This window comes from Paenarthrobacter sp. RAF54_2, from assembly GCF_052113945.1.
GTDB lineage: Bacteria > Actinomycetota > Actinomycetes > Actinomycetales > Micrococcaceae > Arthrobacter.
Window position 1 is genome coordinate 273,521 of sequence record NZ_JBFRDV010000006.1, and the last position, 14,097, is coordinate 287,617.

The following is a 14,097-nucleotide window of genomic DNA, read 5'->3' on the forward strand; positions in this document are numbered from 1 at the left end:
TTTTACCAGCAGGGGAGGCTTGGAAACTGTCAGTGGCCGCACCTAGGCTGTCACCATGAAGCTCACCAAGTTCACGCATGCCTGTGTCCGGCTGGAAAAAGACGGGCGGGTCCTGGTCATCGATCCGGGCACGTTCTCTGAGGCCGAAGAAGCGTTGGCAGGTGCGCATGCTGTCCTTGTAACCCATGAGCACAACGACCACGTTGATCGGCCGGCCGTGCTGACGGCCCTGCGCAGCAACTCTTCGCTTGAGGTCTATGCGCCATCAGGTGTTGCAAAGTCCCTCATCGATGGAGCAGGAGTGGACGCAGCTGGATCCGAAACGTTGGCCAATCGCATCCATACGGTCGAACCGGGGTCCGATTTCGAGGCAGCGGGGTTCCCGGTGCGAACCTTCGGCGGCCAGCATGCCATTATCCATGCCCAGATTCCCGTGGTGTCCAACATCGGCTACCTTGTGGATGGGAACGTCTTCCACCCCGGTGATTCATTCGTGGTTCCGGACGGTATCGACGTCCAGACGCTGCTGGTGCCCATCCATGCGCCATGGTCCAAAGTGGGGGAAGTGGTGGATTTTGTCATCTCTGTGCGCGCGCCCATAGCGTTCCCCGTCCATGATGGCCTGCTTAACGAGTTGGGCCGGGGGATCGTCGAAGGCCACGTCACCCGCATCGGTGCCCGGTACGGAACTACGTACACGCGGCTCGCGCCCCGTGAGTCAGTAGAGGTTTAAGCGGTCCACGCACCGGTTTCGTGGAAGCGGTCCAGGACCGCTTCGTACGGCGCTGGGTCCAGTCCTTTGCTGGCCAGCCAATCCGCGTCGTTATAGCTGCCGACGTAGCGGTCGCCGCCGTCGCACATGAGGGAGACGACGCTTCCCTTTCGCCCTTCCGAGACCATCTTTGCCACGAGTTGCCAGACGCCCCAAAGGTTGGTGCCCGTAGAGGGCCCTGYGTGCAATCCCGTGAGCTTACGCAGGTGTCGCATGGCCGCCACAGAGGCGGCGTCCGGGACTTGGATCATGTGGTCGATGACAGCCGGGACGAAGCTCGGCTCCGCGCGGGGACGGCCGATGCCTTCGATACGGGACGGCAAACCCGTGGCGGCGGCAGCGTTGCTATCCCGCCATGCCGGGTAGAACGCAGAGTTCTCCGGGTCCACCACTGCGAGGCCGGTGCTGTGCCTGTTGTATCGCAGGTAGCGACCTATGGTCGCGCTCGTGCCGCCGGTTCCTGCACCCACAACGATCCACTCGGGAACAGGATGCTCTTCCAGGGAGAGTTGCTGGAAGATTGATTCAGCGATGTTGTTGTTGCCCCTCCAGTCCGTGGCGCGCTCGGCGAAGGTGAACTGGTCCATGTAGTAGCCCCCGGAGGTTTTCGCTGTCTCCTCCGCCACGGCGTATACCTCTGAAGCGTGGTCCACCAAAAGGCAGGCGCCCCCGAATTCCTCGATGAGGGCGATCTTTTCCGGGCTGGTGGTCTTGGTCATGACAGCGATGAACGGCAAACCAATGAGCCGGGCGAAGTATGCTTCGGAGACCGCGGTGCTGCCACTGGAGGCTTCGACGATAGTGGTGCCCTCCGTGATCCAGCCGTTGACCAGGCCGTAGAGGAACAGGGAACGGGCCAGGCGATGTTTGAGGCTGCCTGATCGGTGCGTCGACTCATCCTTGAGATAGAGCTGGACGCCCCAATGCTCGGGCAGGGGGACGGCGTAGAGGTGCGTATCTGCCGAACGATTGTTCTCAGCTTCGATCTTGCGGATGGCCTCGCTGGCCCAAACCCTGTCCTGAATGCACGAATTGCTCACCGGACAAGCCTACCGGCGGGGTGTGGAACGCAAGACTAGGCTGGAAGACCGGCATGGGTAGCAGAGCGCCCGCACAGGCTTACCTGAAGGAGAGCAGATGACCATTCTGATGGACGCATCCGAAGTACACCGGCGGCTCGCGGCGGGGGAGCGCACGGTACTCCTTGACGTGCGCTGGGTCCTGGGCAGGACGGATGGGCACAGTCAATATATGGAAGGCCATCTGCCAGGGGCGGTTTTCGTTGACCTGCCCAGCGAACTCGCGGACCACGCACAGCCCGCCCGGGGCCGGCATCCCCTTCCCTCAGTTGAACGCTTCCAGCTTGCCGCGCGACGCTGGGGGATCAACGACGGCGACACGGTGGTCGCTTATGACAACAGCGGCAGTATGGCCGCGGCCCGCGCTTGGTGGATGCTGAGGAATGCGGGCGTGGAAACCGTCTACCTGCTCGACGGCGGACTGGCCGCCTGGCGTGCGGCAGGTCACCCTGTGCAGGCAGGCGAGGTGACGCCCGCCGTCGGGAATGTCACCTTGGCCGACGGCAAAATGCCAACGATCAATGAGGAGGAAGCTGCGCACTGGCATGAGCAGGGCGTACTGCTGGATGCGCGGGCCGGGGAACGTTACAGGGGCGAAATCGAACCGATTGACCCCCGCGCCGGACACATACCCGGCGCTGTCAGCGCACCGACCACCGAAAACCTCACCGCGGAAGGCAGGTTCCTTTCGGCGGAGGAACTGCGCAGGCGCTTTGCTGGATTGGGAGCGGATGGCCCGGGCAACGTTGCCGTCTACTGCGGATCCGGCGTAACGGCTGCGCACCAGGTTGCTGCCCTGGAAATTGCCGGATACACCGCGGCACTCTTCCCTGGGTCATTCTCGCAATGGTCAAACAATGACACGAATCCCGTGGCCGTTGGGAGTGAACCATTCGAGGACGAACATGTAGGGAACGTTGGGGATGCTCCTGGCGCCCACGGGCAAACTGGCACGAGCACCGCTGCCGGGAGTAGCGTCGGATCATGACCCCCGGACGTCCCGTGCCCCCGCCACTAGCGAAGCCAATCCCCATGGACACAGCGAAGCCTGTTCCTGGGCAATCATCTGAACCGGCAGGTTCCACACTCGCGGCGGCGTTTGGCGCCACGTCCCCGGACAGCGGGTTGGTACCGCTGACTGTGGCGCGCCGCGCGCCCAAGGAAGACGATGTAGAGATCGCGATCGAGTTTTGCGGTCTGTGCCACTCCGATGTTCATGCCACACGTGGCGAATGGCGTTTGCCACCCTATCCGCTGGTTCCGGGCCATGAGATCGTCGGCCGGGTAACGCGGGTGGGGGCTGCTGTGCAGAATTTCGCTCCGGGTGACCGCGTTGGTGTTGGCTGCCTGGTGGATTCCTGCCGGGAATGCGAGAGCTGCCTGGACGGACTGGAGCAGTACTGCGAGCGGGGCAATGTTGGCACCTACGGAGTCCCGGACCCGCGCAATGGCGACGCAATAACCCAAGGCGGATATTCGACGTCGGTGGTGGTTGACCGGCGCTTCGTGCTGCGTATCCCTGAAGCCCTGGACGCCGCAGCGGCCGCCCCACTGTTATGCGCCGGGATCACCACGTATTCGCCGTTGAGGTATTTCGACGTCGAAGAGGGAGATTCGGTGGGAGTAGTGGGGCTGGGCGGGTTAGGCCACATGGCTGTCAAGATCGCCAAGGCCATGGGCGCCGAGGTCACTGTGTTTACCACTTCTGAAGCGAAGTTCGACGCCGCACGGGAACTGGGGGCGGACCAGGTGGTGCTGTCCAGGGACGCCGAGGCAATGGCGGCTGCGAACCGCAGCATCGATGTCATCATTGACACCGTTGCAGCCCCGCATGACCTCAACCCCTACTTCCGCACGCTGCGGCTTGATGGGGCCCTTTTCCAGCTTGGGCTCCCCGCCGAAGACATGCCGCCTGTCAGCCCGGGGCTGCTTATCCGCCGTCGCCTGGCCTATGCAGGTTCGCTGATTGGTGGGATCGAGGAAACCCAGGAAATGCTTGATTTCTGCGCCGCGCATGGAGTTGCCAGCGACATCGAGATCGTAGGGGCAGACCAACTTAACGAAGCGTACGACCGCATGGTGGCCGGCGACGTAAAGTACCGATTCGTGCTGGACACCTCAACACTTCAGGAACCGTCAGAAAGGGCAGATGCATGAGCACGCTGTTCACCAAAATCATCAATGGGGAAATCCCGGGCCGTTTCGTATGGAAGGACGAGGACGTTGTGGCCTTCCTGACAATCGCTCCGATCACGCCGGGACACACACTGGTGGTGCCTCGTGAGGAAGTGGATTCCTGGACGCACGCCAGCCCGGAGCTTTTGGCCAAGGTCATGGACGTTGCCCAGAGGATCGGCAAGGTCCAGGAAGAGCTTTTCAACGCCAAGCGCGTGGGTGTCCTGATGGAAGGCTTCGAGGTGGACCACTTGCACGTGCACATCTGGCCCGCCTATTCGATGGCGGACTTTGAGGTCCACAACGTGGACCATAACCCGGATCCTGCCGTCATGGATGCTACGGCTGTGAAGCTCCGCGCGGCCTTACGGGCTGCCGGCCACGGGGACTTCGTACCTGAAGACTAACCGTCAGGCCGGCGCCAAGGCCTGGTTCAGCACCGTTCGGATGCGCTTCTCGGAAACAGAGTAGGCCGTGCCCAACTCGACGGCGAAGAGGCTTACACGCAGTTCCTCGATCATCCAGCGCACCCGGGTTAATTCCGCACCTGCCCGGCGTCCTGGGAGCAACGCTGATACGGCGTCGTCGTAGTCATCCTCCAGGGCCTGAACGATGGCCATATTCAGTCCGTCGCGCTGAACGTTGCCCGGGAGCTTCTCCAGCCGCTTCTCGATCGCCTGCAGGTACCGCGGAAGCTGGCTCAGCTGCGCGTAGCCCGTCTGTGCCACAAAGCCCGGAAAGACCAACTGTTCCAGCTGGCTTTTCATGTCATTGAGGGCGCTGATGAGCGGCAGGCTGGCACTGGACTTCAACTGCTTCTGGATCCGGCGTGTGCTGGCGAGGATGCGTTCGACGACGGCCGTCACTGTAAATACGGTATCGATCAGCTCAGCACGGACTACTTCATACAACGCATCGAAGGCTTCCTTATCCCAAGGCAGTGCCTCCGGGGTCAGTTTGTCGATGGCGGCGAGGGCACAGTCAGCGATCAGGGCACTCACCGAGCCGTGCGGGTTCTGGCTGAACGTCAGCTTTTCGGTGTTGCTGAGATGCTCCACCACGTACCGGTCCGGTGAGGGAATCCGAAGTGCCAGGAGTCGGATCACGCCACCACGCATAGCCGCTTCCTGCTCCTGCTGGCTTTGGAACACGCGCAGGGCCACAGAGGTACCCTCATCCACAATCGCGGGGTAGCCAGTCACTGCGTGGCCCCTGACCGTTCGGGTAACTTGGCGTTGCACGTTCCCGAAGTCCCATTCGGTGATACCAGTACGTTCGGCCACGGCTCCTTGGGCTGGGTCGGCACCGGCACGAACGTCAGGGCTGCTGGCGCTCCCTGCCGCGGAACCTGCGGTCTTGCCGTTTGAGGTCCCGGGGGCTCCGGTTCTTGTGCCGCTCTTGCCGCGGGCCGTCGTCGCGGGTGTTGCACCGAGCGATTCGGCGATTGCCCGTCGCGTGGCAGGGGCCAGTTTTTCTTGTAGTTGGGCAAGGTCCTTGCCTTCGTCCAGGACCTTGCCGTTGCTGTCCACTACCTTGAAGCTCACGCGAAGGTGGGGAGGCACAGCCTCCCAGTTCCATGATCCTGGTGGGATGACGTGTCCGCGGAGCCGGCGAAGAACCAGTTCCAAGGAGGGCTCGAGTTCGTCAACGGCCGGATCGAAGTCTCTTTCCAAGGCCTCTGTAGCCTGACGGGCCACGTCAGGGGCAGGCACAAAGTTCTTCCGAACCTGCTTAGGCAGGGATTTGATAAGCGCTGTGACCAGTTCTACGCGTTGTCCCGGAATCTGCCACCGGAACGGTGCGTCGTCCAGTTGGTTCAGGAACAACACCGGAACTTCAGCTGTGACACCGTCTGAAGGATTCGGAGCAGACCCCGGAGCCACAGGATGGAACTCGTAGCTCAGTGGAAGTTCGAAGCCCTTGTGCAGCCACGTCTTGGGGTAGGCAGAGTCATCAAGGGCCTCGGCGTCCTCGCTCATCAAAAGCGACTGATCAAAGTCCAGCAGCGTTGGATCGGTTTGGCGGGCATCCTTCCACCATTTATCGAAATGCCGTTCGGACACGACGCCCGTGCCCACCCGGGCGTCATAGAACTCGAAGAGGGTCTGATCGTCCACCAGGATGTCCCGCCGGCGCATTCTGGTCTCAAGCTCTTCGATCTCCTGAAGGAGCGCGCGGTTGCGGTGGAAGAATTTGTGATGGGTCTTCCACTCGCCTTCCACCAGTGCGTGGCGGATGAAGAGTTCACGGGACAATTCCGGATCGATGCGGCCGTAGTTGACCCGCCGGTTCGGGATGATAGGCACGCCGTACAGCGTGACTTTCTCGTGGGCCATGACGGCGCCCTGACGGGAGGACCAATGGGGCTCGCTGTAGGAGCGCTTCACGAGGTCCGGGGCTACCTGCTCCACCCACAAGGGATCGAACCTGGCAGCGACACGTGCCCACAGGCGGCTGGTTTCCACCAACTCGGCGGCCATGACGAACGCGGGCGATTTCTTGAACAAGGCAGAACCGGGGAAGATCGCGAAGCGGCTGCCCCGGGCGCCGGCGTATTCGCGCTTGCGCTCATCAAGAAGGCCGATGTGGCTCAGCAACCCTGACAGCAGGCTGATGTGGATTCCCTCGTGGTTGCCTACGGGATCAGCTTCACGCTTGTTGTCCAGCGTGATACCCAAGGGCTTGGCGAGTTGGCGGAGTTGGGTGAAAAGGTCCTGCCACTCCCGGACCCGTAGATAGTTGATGAATTCGTTTCGGCACAGCCGGCGGAACTGGGTTGAGGACAGCTCGCGTTGCTTTTCCTGGATGTAGTTCCAGAGGTTGAGGAAGCCAGTGAAGTCCGAGTTCTCATCGCGGAATCGGGCATGCTTCTCAGCAGCGAGTTGCTGCTTGTCGGTCGGCCTTTCGCGAGGATCCTGGATGGTAAGGGCTGCTGCCAGGATCATCACTTCGCGGACGCAACCGCGTTTGCCGGCTTCGACAATCATGCGGCCGAGCCTTGGGTCAACAGGCAGCTGGGCCAGCTTCTGCCCGACGGCGGTGAGGCCACCACCACTGCGGCGGTTATCGCGGGGATCCTTGGACGCAGGCGTGCTCGAAGTAGCCGGGCTGAGGGCGCCAAGTTCGCGAAGGAGGGTGACGCCGTCGTTGATGGCGCGTGAATCAGGCGGTTCGACGAACGGGAAGTTCTCAACATCCTTGGGACCGCGGGCAACGCCCATGGCCGTCATCTGCAGAATGACTGCGGCCAGGTTGGTCCGCAGGATTTCCGGATCCGTGAACTGTGGACGGGACTCAAAGTCTTCTTCTGAGTAGAGACGGATGGCGATGCCCTCGGAAACGCGGCCACACCGCCCGGAACGCTGGTTGGCTGACGCCTGGGATACACGTTCGATCGGCAGGCGCTGGACCTTGGTCCGGTGTGAGTACCGCGAGATGCGGGCCGTGCCGGTGTCGATCACGTATTTGATGCCGGGGACCGTCAGCGAAGTTTCCGCCACGTTGGTGGCGAGGATGATGCGACGCTTTCCACCCGGATTGAACACGCCGTGCTGCTCCTGCAGGCTCAACCTGGCAAAGAGGGGCAGGACTTCCGTACCTGCCAGGCGCCGGTTGGTCTGGATGCGGCCATTGATGGCCTCGGCGGCGTCGCGGATTTCCCGCTCACCAGAGAAGAACACGAGAATATCGCCCGGTGCTTCCTTGGCCAGTTCATCAACCGCGTCACAGACCGCATCCAACGGGTCCCGGTCCTCTTCCAGTTCGTCATCGGAACCGTCCTCGTCGGACCCGGCAGGCTGTGACAAGGGCCGGTACCGGATCTCTACCGGGTAGGTGCGGCCGGAAACCTCGATGATGGGGGCTGGGGATTCCTCCGTGCCAAAGTGCTTGGCGAAGCGTTCAGGATCGATCGTGGCCGAGGTGATGATAATTTTCAGGTCCGGCCGCTGGGGGAGGACCCGCTTGAGGTAGCCCAGGATGAAGTCGATGTTCAGGCTGCGTTCGTGGGCTTCGTCAATGATGATCGTGCTGTACTTGCGCAGGAGTTTGTCCCGTTGGATCTCTGCCAGGAGGATGCCATCGGTCATGAGCTTGATCTTGGTCGATGCGCTGACCTCGCCAGTGAACCGGACCTGGAAGCCAACTTCCTGGCCGATCTCGACGTCCAACTCGGACGCGATGCGCTCCGCAACAGTCCTGGCCGCCAGTCGTCGCGGCTGCGTGTGGCCGATCAGGCCTTTGTCGCCCAGGCCCAGTTCCAAGCACATCTTGGGGATCTGCGTGGTCTTGCCCGAGCCGGTTTCGCCGGCAATGATGGTCACCTGGTTTGCGGCGATCGCCGCCATCAGATCCTCGCGGCGCTCGGATACCGGCAGCTCAGCGGGGTAGGAAATATGAAGTGTCATGGCTGCTGCCAGTCTACTGTGGCTTCCCGCCAACGTCCGCTGTCTCCTGTCGCATGTCCGGAGCCTCACCGCTGCCCGGCGCTGCCCGCTGCTGCCCGCTGCTGCCCGCCAGGCGAGCTACTGCAAGGCCGCCCCCATAGAGAAGCAGGCATAGGGACGCCCGTCGTTCAGGAAATCCTGGTGGATTCCGTGAAGGACGGGCGTCGGATGGACAGGCCTTGACTGACTGCTTTCAGTGGGTTGGCGCGCGGCTAGTAGATGCGGGGGTTCCAGTAGGGAGTACTCGGAGCGTCGAAGGCGCTCCAGGGTTCCTTGGAGTTGATGGGTGGGTTGTGGCCGCGTCCGTCCTTCAGGAGGGCGGTCACGGTGGCTGCGACGGCGGTGATAAGGACGATGAAGAGGATGATTCCGAAGATTTCCATGCCTTCAGTCTTCTCTTGGCGGCAGCCAAGAAACAGTGGCAGAAATGCCCCATTTAGACGATTTTCTGCCACACTGGAGATATGTTGAAATCAGTAGCCGTCATAGTTGTCCCTGACTTCTCCATCTTCGAGTTCGGCACTGCCTTTGAAGTCTTCGGCATCGACAGATCCGACCGCGGCGCAGGCGTTCCCGCTTTCGACTTCAGGGTTTGCGCGCCGGAGCCAGGAGACATCCGCATGAAGTCCGGGCTCTCGCTGCATGTCAACCACGGCCTGGAAGCCGCGGCCGATGCCGACCTGGTGATCATGGCGCCCTTCGGCAGGGACCAGGAGATCCCCGAGCCTGTCCTGGATGCACTCCGGGCCGCTCACGCCAGGGGCGCCTGGGTGATGTCCATTTGCTCCGGCGCTTACGCCTTGGCGCGGGCCGGGCTGCTTGATGGGCGCCGGTGCACCACCCACTGGCACTATTCCCAGGATCTGGCGAGTCGCTACCCTGCAGCAGTGGTGGATGAGAACGTCCTCTATGTACAGGACGGAACCATCATTACCAGCGCGGGAACTGCCGCCGGAATCGATGCATGCCTCCATCTTGTACGTGTAGAGCTGGGAGCCAACGTAGCTGCCGCGATCGCGCGCGACATGGTAGTCCCGCCCCATCGCGACGGCGGCCAAGCCCAGTTCATTGACCGGCCAATGCCGCGCTGTGGTTCAGCGCCAATGGAGGAACTCCTGCGATGGATGGTTGAACACCTCGACGAAGAACACAGTGTCAACGAGTTGGCTGCGCGGCTGCATATGTCGCCCAGGACATTCGCACGCCGCTTCAGGGCGGAAACGGGGACCACACCTGCGGCTTGGTTGAACTCACAGCGTGTCCTGCGCGCCCAGGAACTCCTGGAGTCCACGGAGCTGAATATCGACGAGATTGCGCGGGAAGCAGGATTCGGGCATTCGGTCCTGCTGCGCCACCATTTCACGAAGGTGTTGGACACGAGCCCGCAAAGCTACAGAAGGGCTTTCCGCGGGCAGCTGGCCGAGGCGATCTAGCGGCTAATCTTTCTAACGGCGGGCCCCCAGGCGGCCACGGGACTCGGAACCTTCGGCCTTGGCACACTCCACCAGTTCCTGCCAAGGCCYGGTGACCGCGCGCTCGGGTAGCGTCGCCCGCCGTTGACCTGCCCTGATGGAGTACATGAACCGATCCGGTTCGTTGACAGTTCTGGCCTGGCTCTTCGCTTCGTCCCATGGACATGCCTCAACGATCGGCATCCAGCGCTCTTTGTCGTCATCCGAGACTGCCTCCACGCTCCAGATGCGTGTCGTCGCGGCTACGCCCCCGCTGCGCTGGACGGTGATTTTCATGACCGGCTACTTCTCGTTTGACGTACTGGCGGCAAGCCGACGACGACGGGACTGCCCGGGCCGGACGGTCCCGCCGACTGGTCTAAACCTTGACCTTCACAGTCTCCCATGCCTTCAGGACGGCGTCATGCTCTACTGAGCCAACGCCAAAGAGTTCTTCGGCGGTAGCCGCAGTGGTCTTGGCGAACTTGCCAAAGGTACAAGCTGGCGGCAGCGACCCGCTGGTGAGTGTGCCATACCAGATCTGCCCTGGCACACCCCATGCATTGCCGCCCAACTCCGCGGCAACAAGGTAGAACGCCCTGTTGGGGATGCCCGAATTGATGTGTACGCCACCGTTGTCGGCACTGGTCCGAACGTATGTGTCCATCGAGTCCGGCTGCGGGTCCTTACCCAGGATGTCGTCATCATAAGCGGTGCCCGGGGCCTTCATCGAGCGCAAGGCGGCACCTTGGACCTTGTCGGTAAAAAGGCCCTCCCCGATCAGCCAGCTTGCTTGCTCAGTGGTCTCCTTCTTGAAGTATTGCTCCACGAGTACACCGAAGACGTCCGACAAGGACTCGTTCAAGGCGCCTGCCTGGTTGCGGTAATTGAGCCCGGCCGTGAACTGTGTGACCCCATGAGCGAGTTCGTGGCCAATGACACTGACGGACTTGGTGAATCGCTGGAAAATCTCCCCGTCGCCGTCCCCGAAGACCATCTGTTTTCCGTCCCAAAAGGCATTGTCGTACAGATTGCCGTAATGAACGGTGGCGTCCAGCGCCAGGCCGGCACCGTCGATGGAATCCCGGCCGAAGATCTCTGCATACAGTCGGTGCGTACTCCCCAAGCCGTCATAGGCCTCATCGGCAGCGGCGTCCCCAACAGGAGCAGTTCCTTCCTTGCGGACCAAGCGGCCGGGCAGGTTTTCCGAGGTGTCGGCATCGTAGATGGTGCGCTTTGGCGGGCCGGGCTTTGCCGCCACTGCACTGGGGGGAACGGAGGGTGCCGGCGCCGCGCGAACCGCCTGGAGATCCTTGATGTGCAGGAGTGACTCCTTCGCGGCACGGGCAACAGCCCAAAGCCGTGGTTCACTCTGGGCGGCAATCCTTCGAAGCATGTAAGGCGGAACGATTGAACAAATCACGGCAACCCCTTTGGCTCTTGGCGACTGGCAACTGTGATCAGCCTAGGAGTGGGGGGTGACAATTTTGGGGTGTTCGCCCGGCAAGCCCTGAATTGATAGTGGCGACCCGGGTAGCGGTGGCTGGAGTGGGCGTTGGAACACAAAAAATACCCCGCCAGTTGGACTGGCGGGGTATCGTGTGTGCCCTCGATAGGATTCGAACCTACGGCCTTCTGCTCCGGAGGCAGACGCTCTATCCCCTGAGCTACGAGGGCATCCGGGGTTCCCTCCGTTGCCGGTGGGACGTCCTAGAGCTTAGCAGCCACCGCGCCCCAAAAGAAAACCCGGCCATGATCTTTAGCGCCCTGCACCTTAGGGTCCACCGGTACCTGCAGCTCAGTACCCCGCAAACGAGTCAACATGCACCCGCCGCGCACCTGCGCCGCGCGCCGCGGCACGCAGGGAATCCACGCTCGCCGGGGAACCGGAGACGTAAACCTCGCGGGCCTCGATGTCCGGTACCAGCTCCTTCAGGCGCTGTGCATCGATCCGGGAAGTACCGGCGTCGTGCATGAAATCGGGGGGAGTAGAGCCGTCCGCAAGCCGGGCGATCACTTTTGCCCCCGATGCCTCCAATTGCTCACACGCGGCTAGTTCATCTCGCCCCTGGGCAAGGTAAAGGACCATGGTGTCGCGGGGTGCGGCGTCGGACGCAAGGTGGGAAAGAAAGGGAGTGATGCCAATACCTGCGGCAATCAGCAAGACCGGCTTGGCGGCGCCGCGCGGGAGCACGAAGTCTCCGCCAACCGCTGTGGCGGAGATCATGTCACCAGGCTTTAGCGCCAACAACGTCTTCTTGGCAGTGGACAAGGGCTCGGCAGTTCCGACGCCGAAAGTTACTTCTGGAGCACCCGGGGCGCTGGTGATGCTGAAGACACGGCGGCGGCCTTTGCCATCTGACCCCGAATGCGGAAGGTTCAGCTCCATGAATTGACCCGCCGCGTAGCGGACTGGGCGCCTTGGCTCGAAGCGGAACTCCCTGGTCCCCGGCGTTAGGGCCCGGGATCCCTTGAACGTCAGTTCCACGCGGCCCCGCTGGCCCAGGAAGAAAGCGATGAGGTTCCCCACCAGGAGCGCGAGTTCAGGGGAATTGGCCACGAAGCCAAAGTTGTACGGAACCGCAAAGACAACACCTACGACGCCGGCAAGCGCCAATTGCTGCCAACGGCGTGGGGGGAGCGTGAGCGGCTCGGTAAGCATGAAGCCGACAAAGAAGAGCAGGGGGCGCTGAGCCAACGGCTGCCACAGGGCCTGGCCGAAGGTCATGCCGCGGCCCAACAATTCGACACAGACGATGCTGGTCGCCACCAGCAGGAAAACTGTTGCCATCAGCATTTTGCGTGTGCGGTACAGGACAGCCAGGACGCCGGGAACGAGGAGCCACAACATGGCAGGCGTTGCAGCCCACCACGTAGCTATGTTCAGTCCGGTCAAGCCCGTGATGAAAGCCCCTGCGGCCGCAGGGTTGAAAATGTGGCGCCCACGGAAAGCCAAAGCATACTTCGAAGCGCTGGCCAGGACACAAGCCAAAGCAACACCGAGCATGTCAGTGGGGACGAATGTGGGCCAGAACAGGAAATACAGGAGCAGGCCAGTGATGAGTGAAGACTCCGAATGTGGCGTGGTTCGGAAAAGCAAGGCCAGCAGGCGGTTCGATCCATAGGTAAGTCCCAGGCACAGGCATACGTGAACCAGCATCTGTGGCAGGCCGAACGTCAGCCACCCCAAGACGTTCAGAAGCAGGCTGTAGGCCACAAGTACCCCGAGAACCCACAAAATCAAGCGGTACATGGTGAAGCGGCCCAACCAGGTGTCCAATCGCGACTTCATGGCATTCATGTGAACAGTCTCCCCTCAAAGCCAGCCGAAAATGTGGCAGTCCCATTCGAAAACACCCGGAGCCAGGAAAAATCGAACTCAGCCTCCAGGGCAGCCGGCTCCACCATGAAGAGTGCCGTAGCCAGGGCATCTGCCACCATCGCGCTCGCGGCCATGGTCCACGTGGCTACTGTGGTTTGGATTGGTTGCCCCGTGATTCCGTCCAGTACATGGTGCAGCCCGTCGCCCCAGGCCCGCCGGTTGGAGGCGGAAGCGCAGAGGGCGGAATTGTCCAATTCCACAGTGCCGATTGCCTTCCTAGGGTTATAAGGATGCTCCAAGGCCACAGTGACGGGCATGCTGCCGGCATGCAGCATGTCGCCGCTGCCATCCACCAGGAAGTCAACATAGCCGGTCGAGCGGAGGACTTCAGCGAGCAGGTCCACGAGCTGTCCTTTTCCTGCGGCGCCGATGTCCAATACGAGCGGGACCTTGCCCGACACCGTGGTTCCCGACCATTCAAGGACGTCGTCTTCCCACTTGGCTGCGCCCTCAGGGGCTCCTGAAGGAACCAGGGAGTAGCCGGCATCGTAACCAAGACGGTTCAAACTGCTGCCGATCAGGGGTGTCATGGAGCCTCCACTGAGCCGGTACAGGGCCTCGTAGACGTCATGGAGGGCCACAGAGTGCCCGGGCAGGGAAATGCTGCCGGGGCCGCGCTGCAGAGCGGACACCAGGGAATCAGGCCTGAACCGCGAATACGTGTGGTCGTAATCCGCCACCGTTCCAAGCAGTTGGCGCTGCACATCCGGCGCAAGCGTCGACGACGTCGAGATCTCCCAGTGCGTACCGATCCCTTCGAAGCTAAAGCGGCTCCAGCCCGGATGCGGCATGA

Annotated in this window: 13 protein-coding genes and 1 tRNA gene; 6 read left to right on the top strand and 8 right to left on the bottom strand. The window is 62.0% G+C overall.

Annotated features, from left to right (window positions below; translation table 11 throughout):
- The first annotated feature begins 55 nt into the window (after nt 1-55).
- A complete protein-coding gene (locus AB4Y87_RS07815; protein ID WP_442003824.1) occupies nt 56-733 on the top strand; it encodes an MBL fold metallo-hydrolase in 678 nt (225 codons plus the stop codon).
- Here the strand turns inward: AB4Y87_RS07815 and AB4Y87_RS07820 are convergent.
- Entirely contained in the window at nt 730-1,812 is a 1,083-nt protein-coding gene (locus AB4Y87_RS07820; RefSeq protein WP_442003825.1) for a PLP-dependent cysteine synthase family protein, read from the bottom strand. The genes AB4Y87_RS07815 and AB4Y87_RS07820 overlap by 4 nt on opposite strands.
- A gap of 97 nt (nt 1,813-1,909) precedes the next feature.
- Between AB4Y87_RS07820 and AB4Y87_RS07825 the strand changes: the two genes are divergently transcribed.
- The 3 genes from AB4Y87_RS07825 to AB4Y87_RS07835 are packed head-to-tail and all read left to right on the top strand — an operon-like array spanning nt 1,910 to nt 4,433.
- Nucleotides 1,910-2,839: a sulfurtransferase gene (locus tag AB4Y87_RS07825; RefSeq protein ID WP_442003826.1), complete on the top strand. Its 930-nt coding sequence runs from the start codon at nt 1,910-1,912 to the stop codon at nt 2,837-2,839.
- Nucleotides 2,836-4,008, top strand: a complete 1,173-nt coding sequence (locus AB4Y87_RS07830) for an NAD(P)-dependent alcohol dehydrogenase (protein ID WP_442003827.1) — start codon at nt 2,836-2,838, stop codon at nt 4,006-4,008. Before AB4Y87_RS07825 ends, AB4Y87_RS07830 begins: the two co-directional genes overlap by 4 nt.
- A complete protein-coding gene (locus AB4Y87_RS07835) occupies nt 4,005-4,433 on the top strand; it encodes an HIT family protein (protein WP_442003828.1) in 429 nt (142 codons plus the stop codon). Before AB4Y87_RS07830 ends, AB4Y87_RS07835 begins: the two co-directional genes overlap by 4 nt.
- Nucleotides 4,434-4,436: 3 nt before the next feature.
- On the opposite strand, the gene hrpA is transcribed toward AB4Y87_RS07835, so the two are convergent.
- Entirely contained in the window at nt 4,437-8,432 is a 3,996-nt protein-coding gene (hrpA, locus tag AB4Y87_RS07840; protein ID WP_442003829.1) for an ATP-dependent RNA helicase HrpA, read from the bottom strand.
- On the opposite strand from hrpA, the gene AB4Y87_RS07845 reads away from it, so the two are divergent.
- Nucleotides 8,431-8,586: a hypothetical protein gene (locus tag AB4Y87_RS07845; protein ID WP_442003830.1), complete on the top strand. Its 156-nt coding sequence runs from the start codon at nt 8,431-8,433 to the stop codon at nt 8,584-8,586. The two genes, hrpA and AB4Y87_RS07845, sit on opposite strands and share 2 nt — an antisense overlap.
- A gap of 97 nt (nt 8,587-8,683) precedes the next feature.
- Here AB4Y87_RS07845 and AB4Y87_RS07850 read toward each other — a convergent pair whose 3' ends face one another.
- Entirely contained in the window at nt 8,684-8,854 is a 171-nt protein-coding gene (locus AB4Y87_RS07850) for a hypothetical protein (RefSeq protein ID WP_223946385.1), read from the bottom strand.
- 81 nt (nt 8,855-8,935) lie between these two features.
- Here AB4Y87_RS07850 and AB4Y87_RS07855 point away from each other — a divergent pair, with 81 nt between their 5' ends.
- Entirely contained in the window at nt 8,936-9,904 is a 969-nt protein-coding gene (locus tag AB4Y87_RS07855; RefSeq protein ID WP_442003831.1) for a GlxA family transcriptional regulator, read from the top strand.
- A 12-nt stretch (nt 9,905-9,916) separates the two neighbouring features.
- On the opposite strand, the gene AB4Y87_RS07860 is transcribed toward AB4Y87_RS07855, so the two are convergent.
- The 5 genes from AB4Y87_RS07860 to AB4Y87_RS07880 all read right to left on the bottom strand — a co-directional run bounded on the left by AB4Y87_RS07860 (nt 9,917) and on the right by AB4Y87_RS07880 (nt 14,095).
- Nucleotides 9,917-10,219 (bottom strand): protealysin inhibitor emfourin, encoded by a 303-nt coding sequence (locus tag AB4Y87_RS07860; RefSeq protein ID WP_442003832.1) that lies wholly within the window; start codon nt 10,217-10,219, stop codon nt 9,917-9,919.
- Nucleotides 10,220-10,301: 82 nt separating this feature from the next.
- Nucleotides 10,302-11,318, bottom strand: a complete 1,017-nt coding sequence (locus AB4Y87_RS07865) for a M4 family metallopeptidase (protein WP_442003984.1) — start codon at nt 11,316-11,318, stop codon at nt 10,302-10,304.
- A 208-nt stretch (nt 11,319-11,526) separates the two neighbouring features.
- Nucleotides 11,527-11,599 (bottom strand) — tRNA-Arg (locus AB4Y87_RS07870).
- 121 nt (nt 11,600-11,720) lie between these two features.
- Nucleotides 11,721-13,223, bottom strand: a complete 1,503-nt coding sequence (locus AB4Y87_RS07875) for an FAD-dependent oxidoreductase (protein ID WP_442003833.1) — start codon at nt 13,221-13,223, stop codon at nt 11,721-11,723.
- Nucleotides 13,220-14,095, bottom strand: a complete 876-nt coding sequence (locus AB4Y87_RS07880; protein WP_442003834.1) for an FAD:protein FMN transferase — start codon at nt 14,093-14,095, stop codon at nt 13,220-13,222. The genes AB4Y87_RS07875 and AB4Y87_RS07880 overlap by 4 nt, the downstream gene beginning before the upstream one ends.
- Nucleotides 14,096-14,097: the final 2 nt, after the last annotated feature.

Coding starts and splice junctions, on each gene's coding strand:
- AB4Y87_RS07845 (WP_442003830.1), top strand. CDS start 8,431: ATGGCTGCTGCCAGTCTACTGTGGCTTCCCGCCAACGTCCGCTGTCTC.
- AB4Y87_RS07865 (WP_442003984.1), bottom strand. CDS start 11,318: ATGCTTCGAAGGATTGCCGCCCAGAGTGAACCACGGCTTTGGGCTGTT.
- AB4Y87_RS07835 (WP_442003828.1), top strand. CDS start 4,005: ATGAGCACGCTGTTCACCAAAATCATCAATGGGGAAATCCCGGGCCGT.
- AB4Y87_RS07850 (WP_223946385.1), bottom strand. CDS start 8,854: ATGGAAATCTTCGGAATCATCCTCTTCATCGTCCTTATCACCGCCGTC.
- AB4Y87_RS07825 (WP_442003826.1), top strand. CDS start 1,910: ATGACCATTCTGATGGACGCATCCGAAGTACACCGGCGGCTCGCGGCG.
- AB4Y87_RS07815 (WP_442003824.1), top strand. CDS start 56: ATGAAGCTCACCAAGTTCACGCATGCCTGTGTCCGGCTGGAAAAAGAC.
- AB4Y87_RS07875 (WP_442003833.1), bottom strand. CDS start 13,223: ATGAATGCCATGAAGTCGCGATTGGACACCTGGTTGGGCCGCTTCACC.
- AB4Y87_RS07855 (WP_442003831.1), top strand. CDS start 8,936: ATGTTGAAATCAGTAGCCGTCATAGTTGTCCCTGACTTCTCCATCTTC.
- AB4Y87_RS07830 (WP_442003827.1), top strand. CDS start 2,836: ATGACCCCCGGACGTCCCGTGCCCCCGCCACTAGCGAAGCCAATCCCC.
- AB4Y87_RS07880 (WP_442003834.1), bottom strand. CDS start 14,095: ATGCCGCATCCGGGCTGGAGCCGCTTTAGCTTCGAAGGGATCGGTACG.
- hrpA (WP_442003829.1), bottom strand. CDS start 8,432: ATGACACTTCATATTTCCTACCCCGCTGAGCTGCCGGTATCCGAGCGC.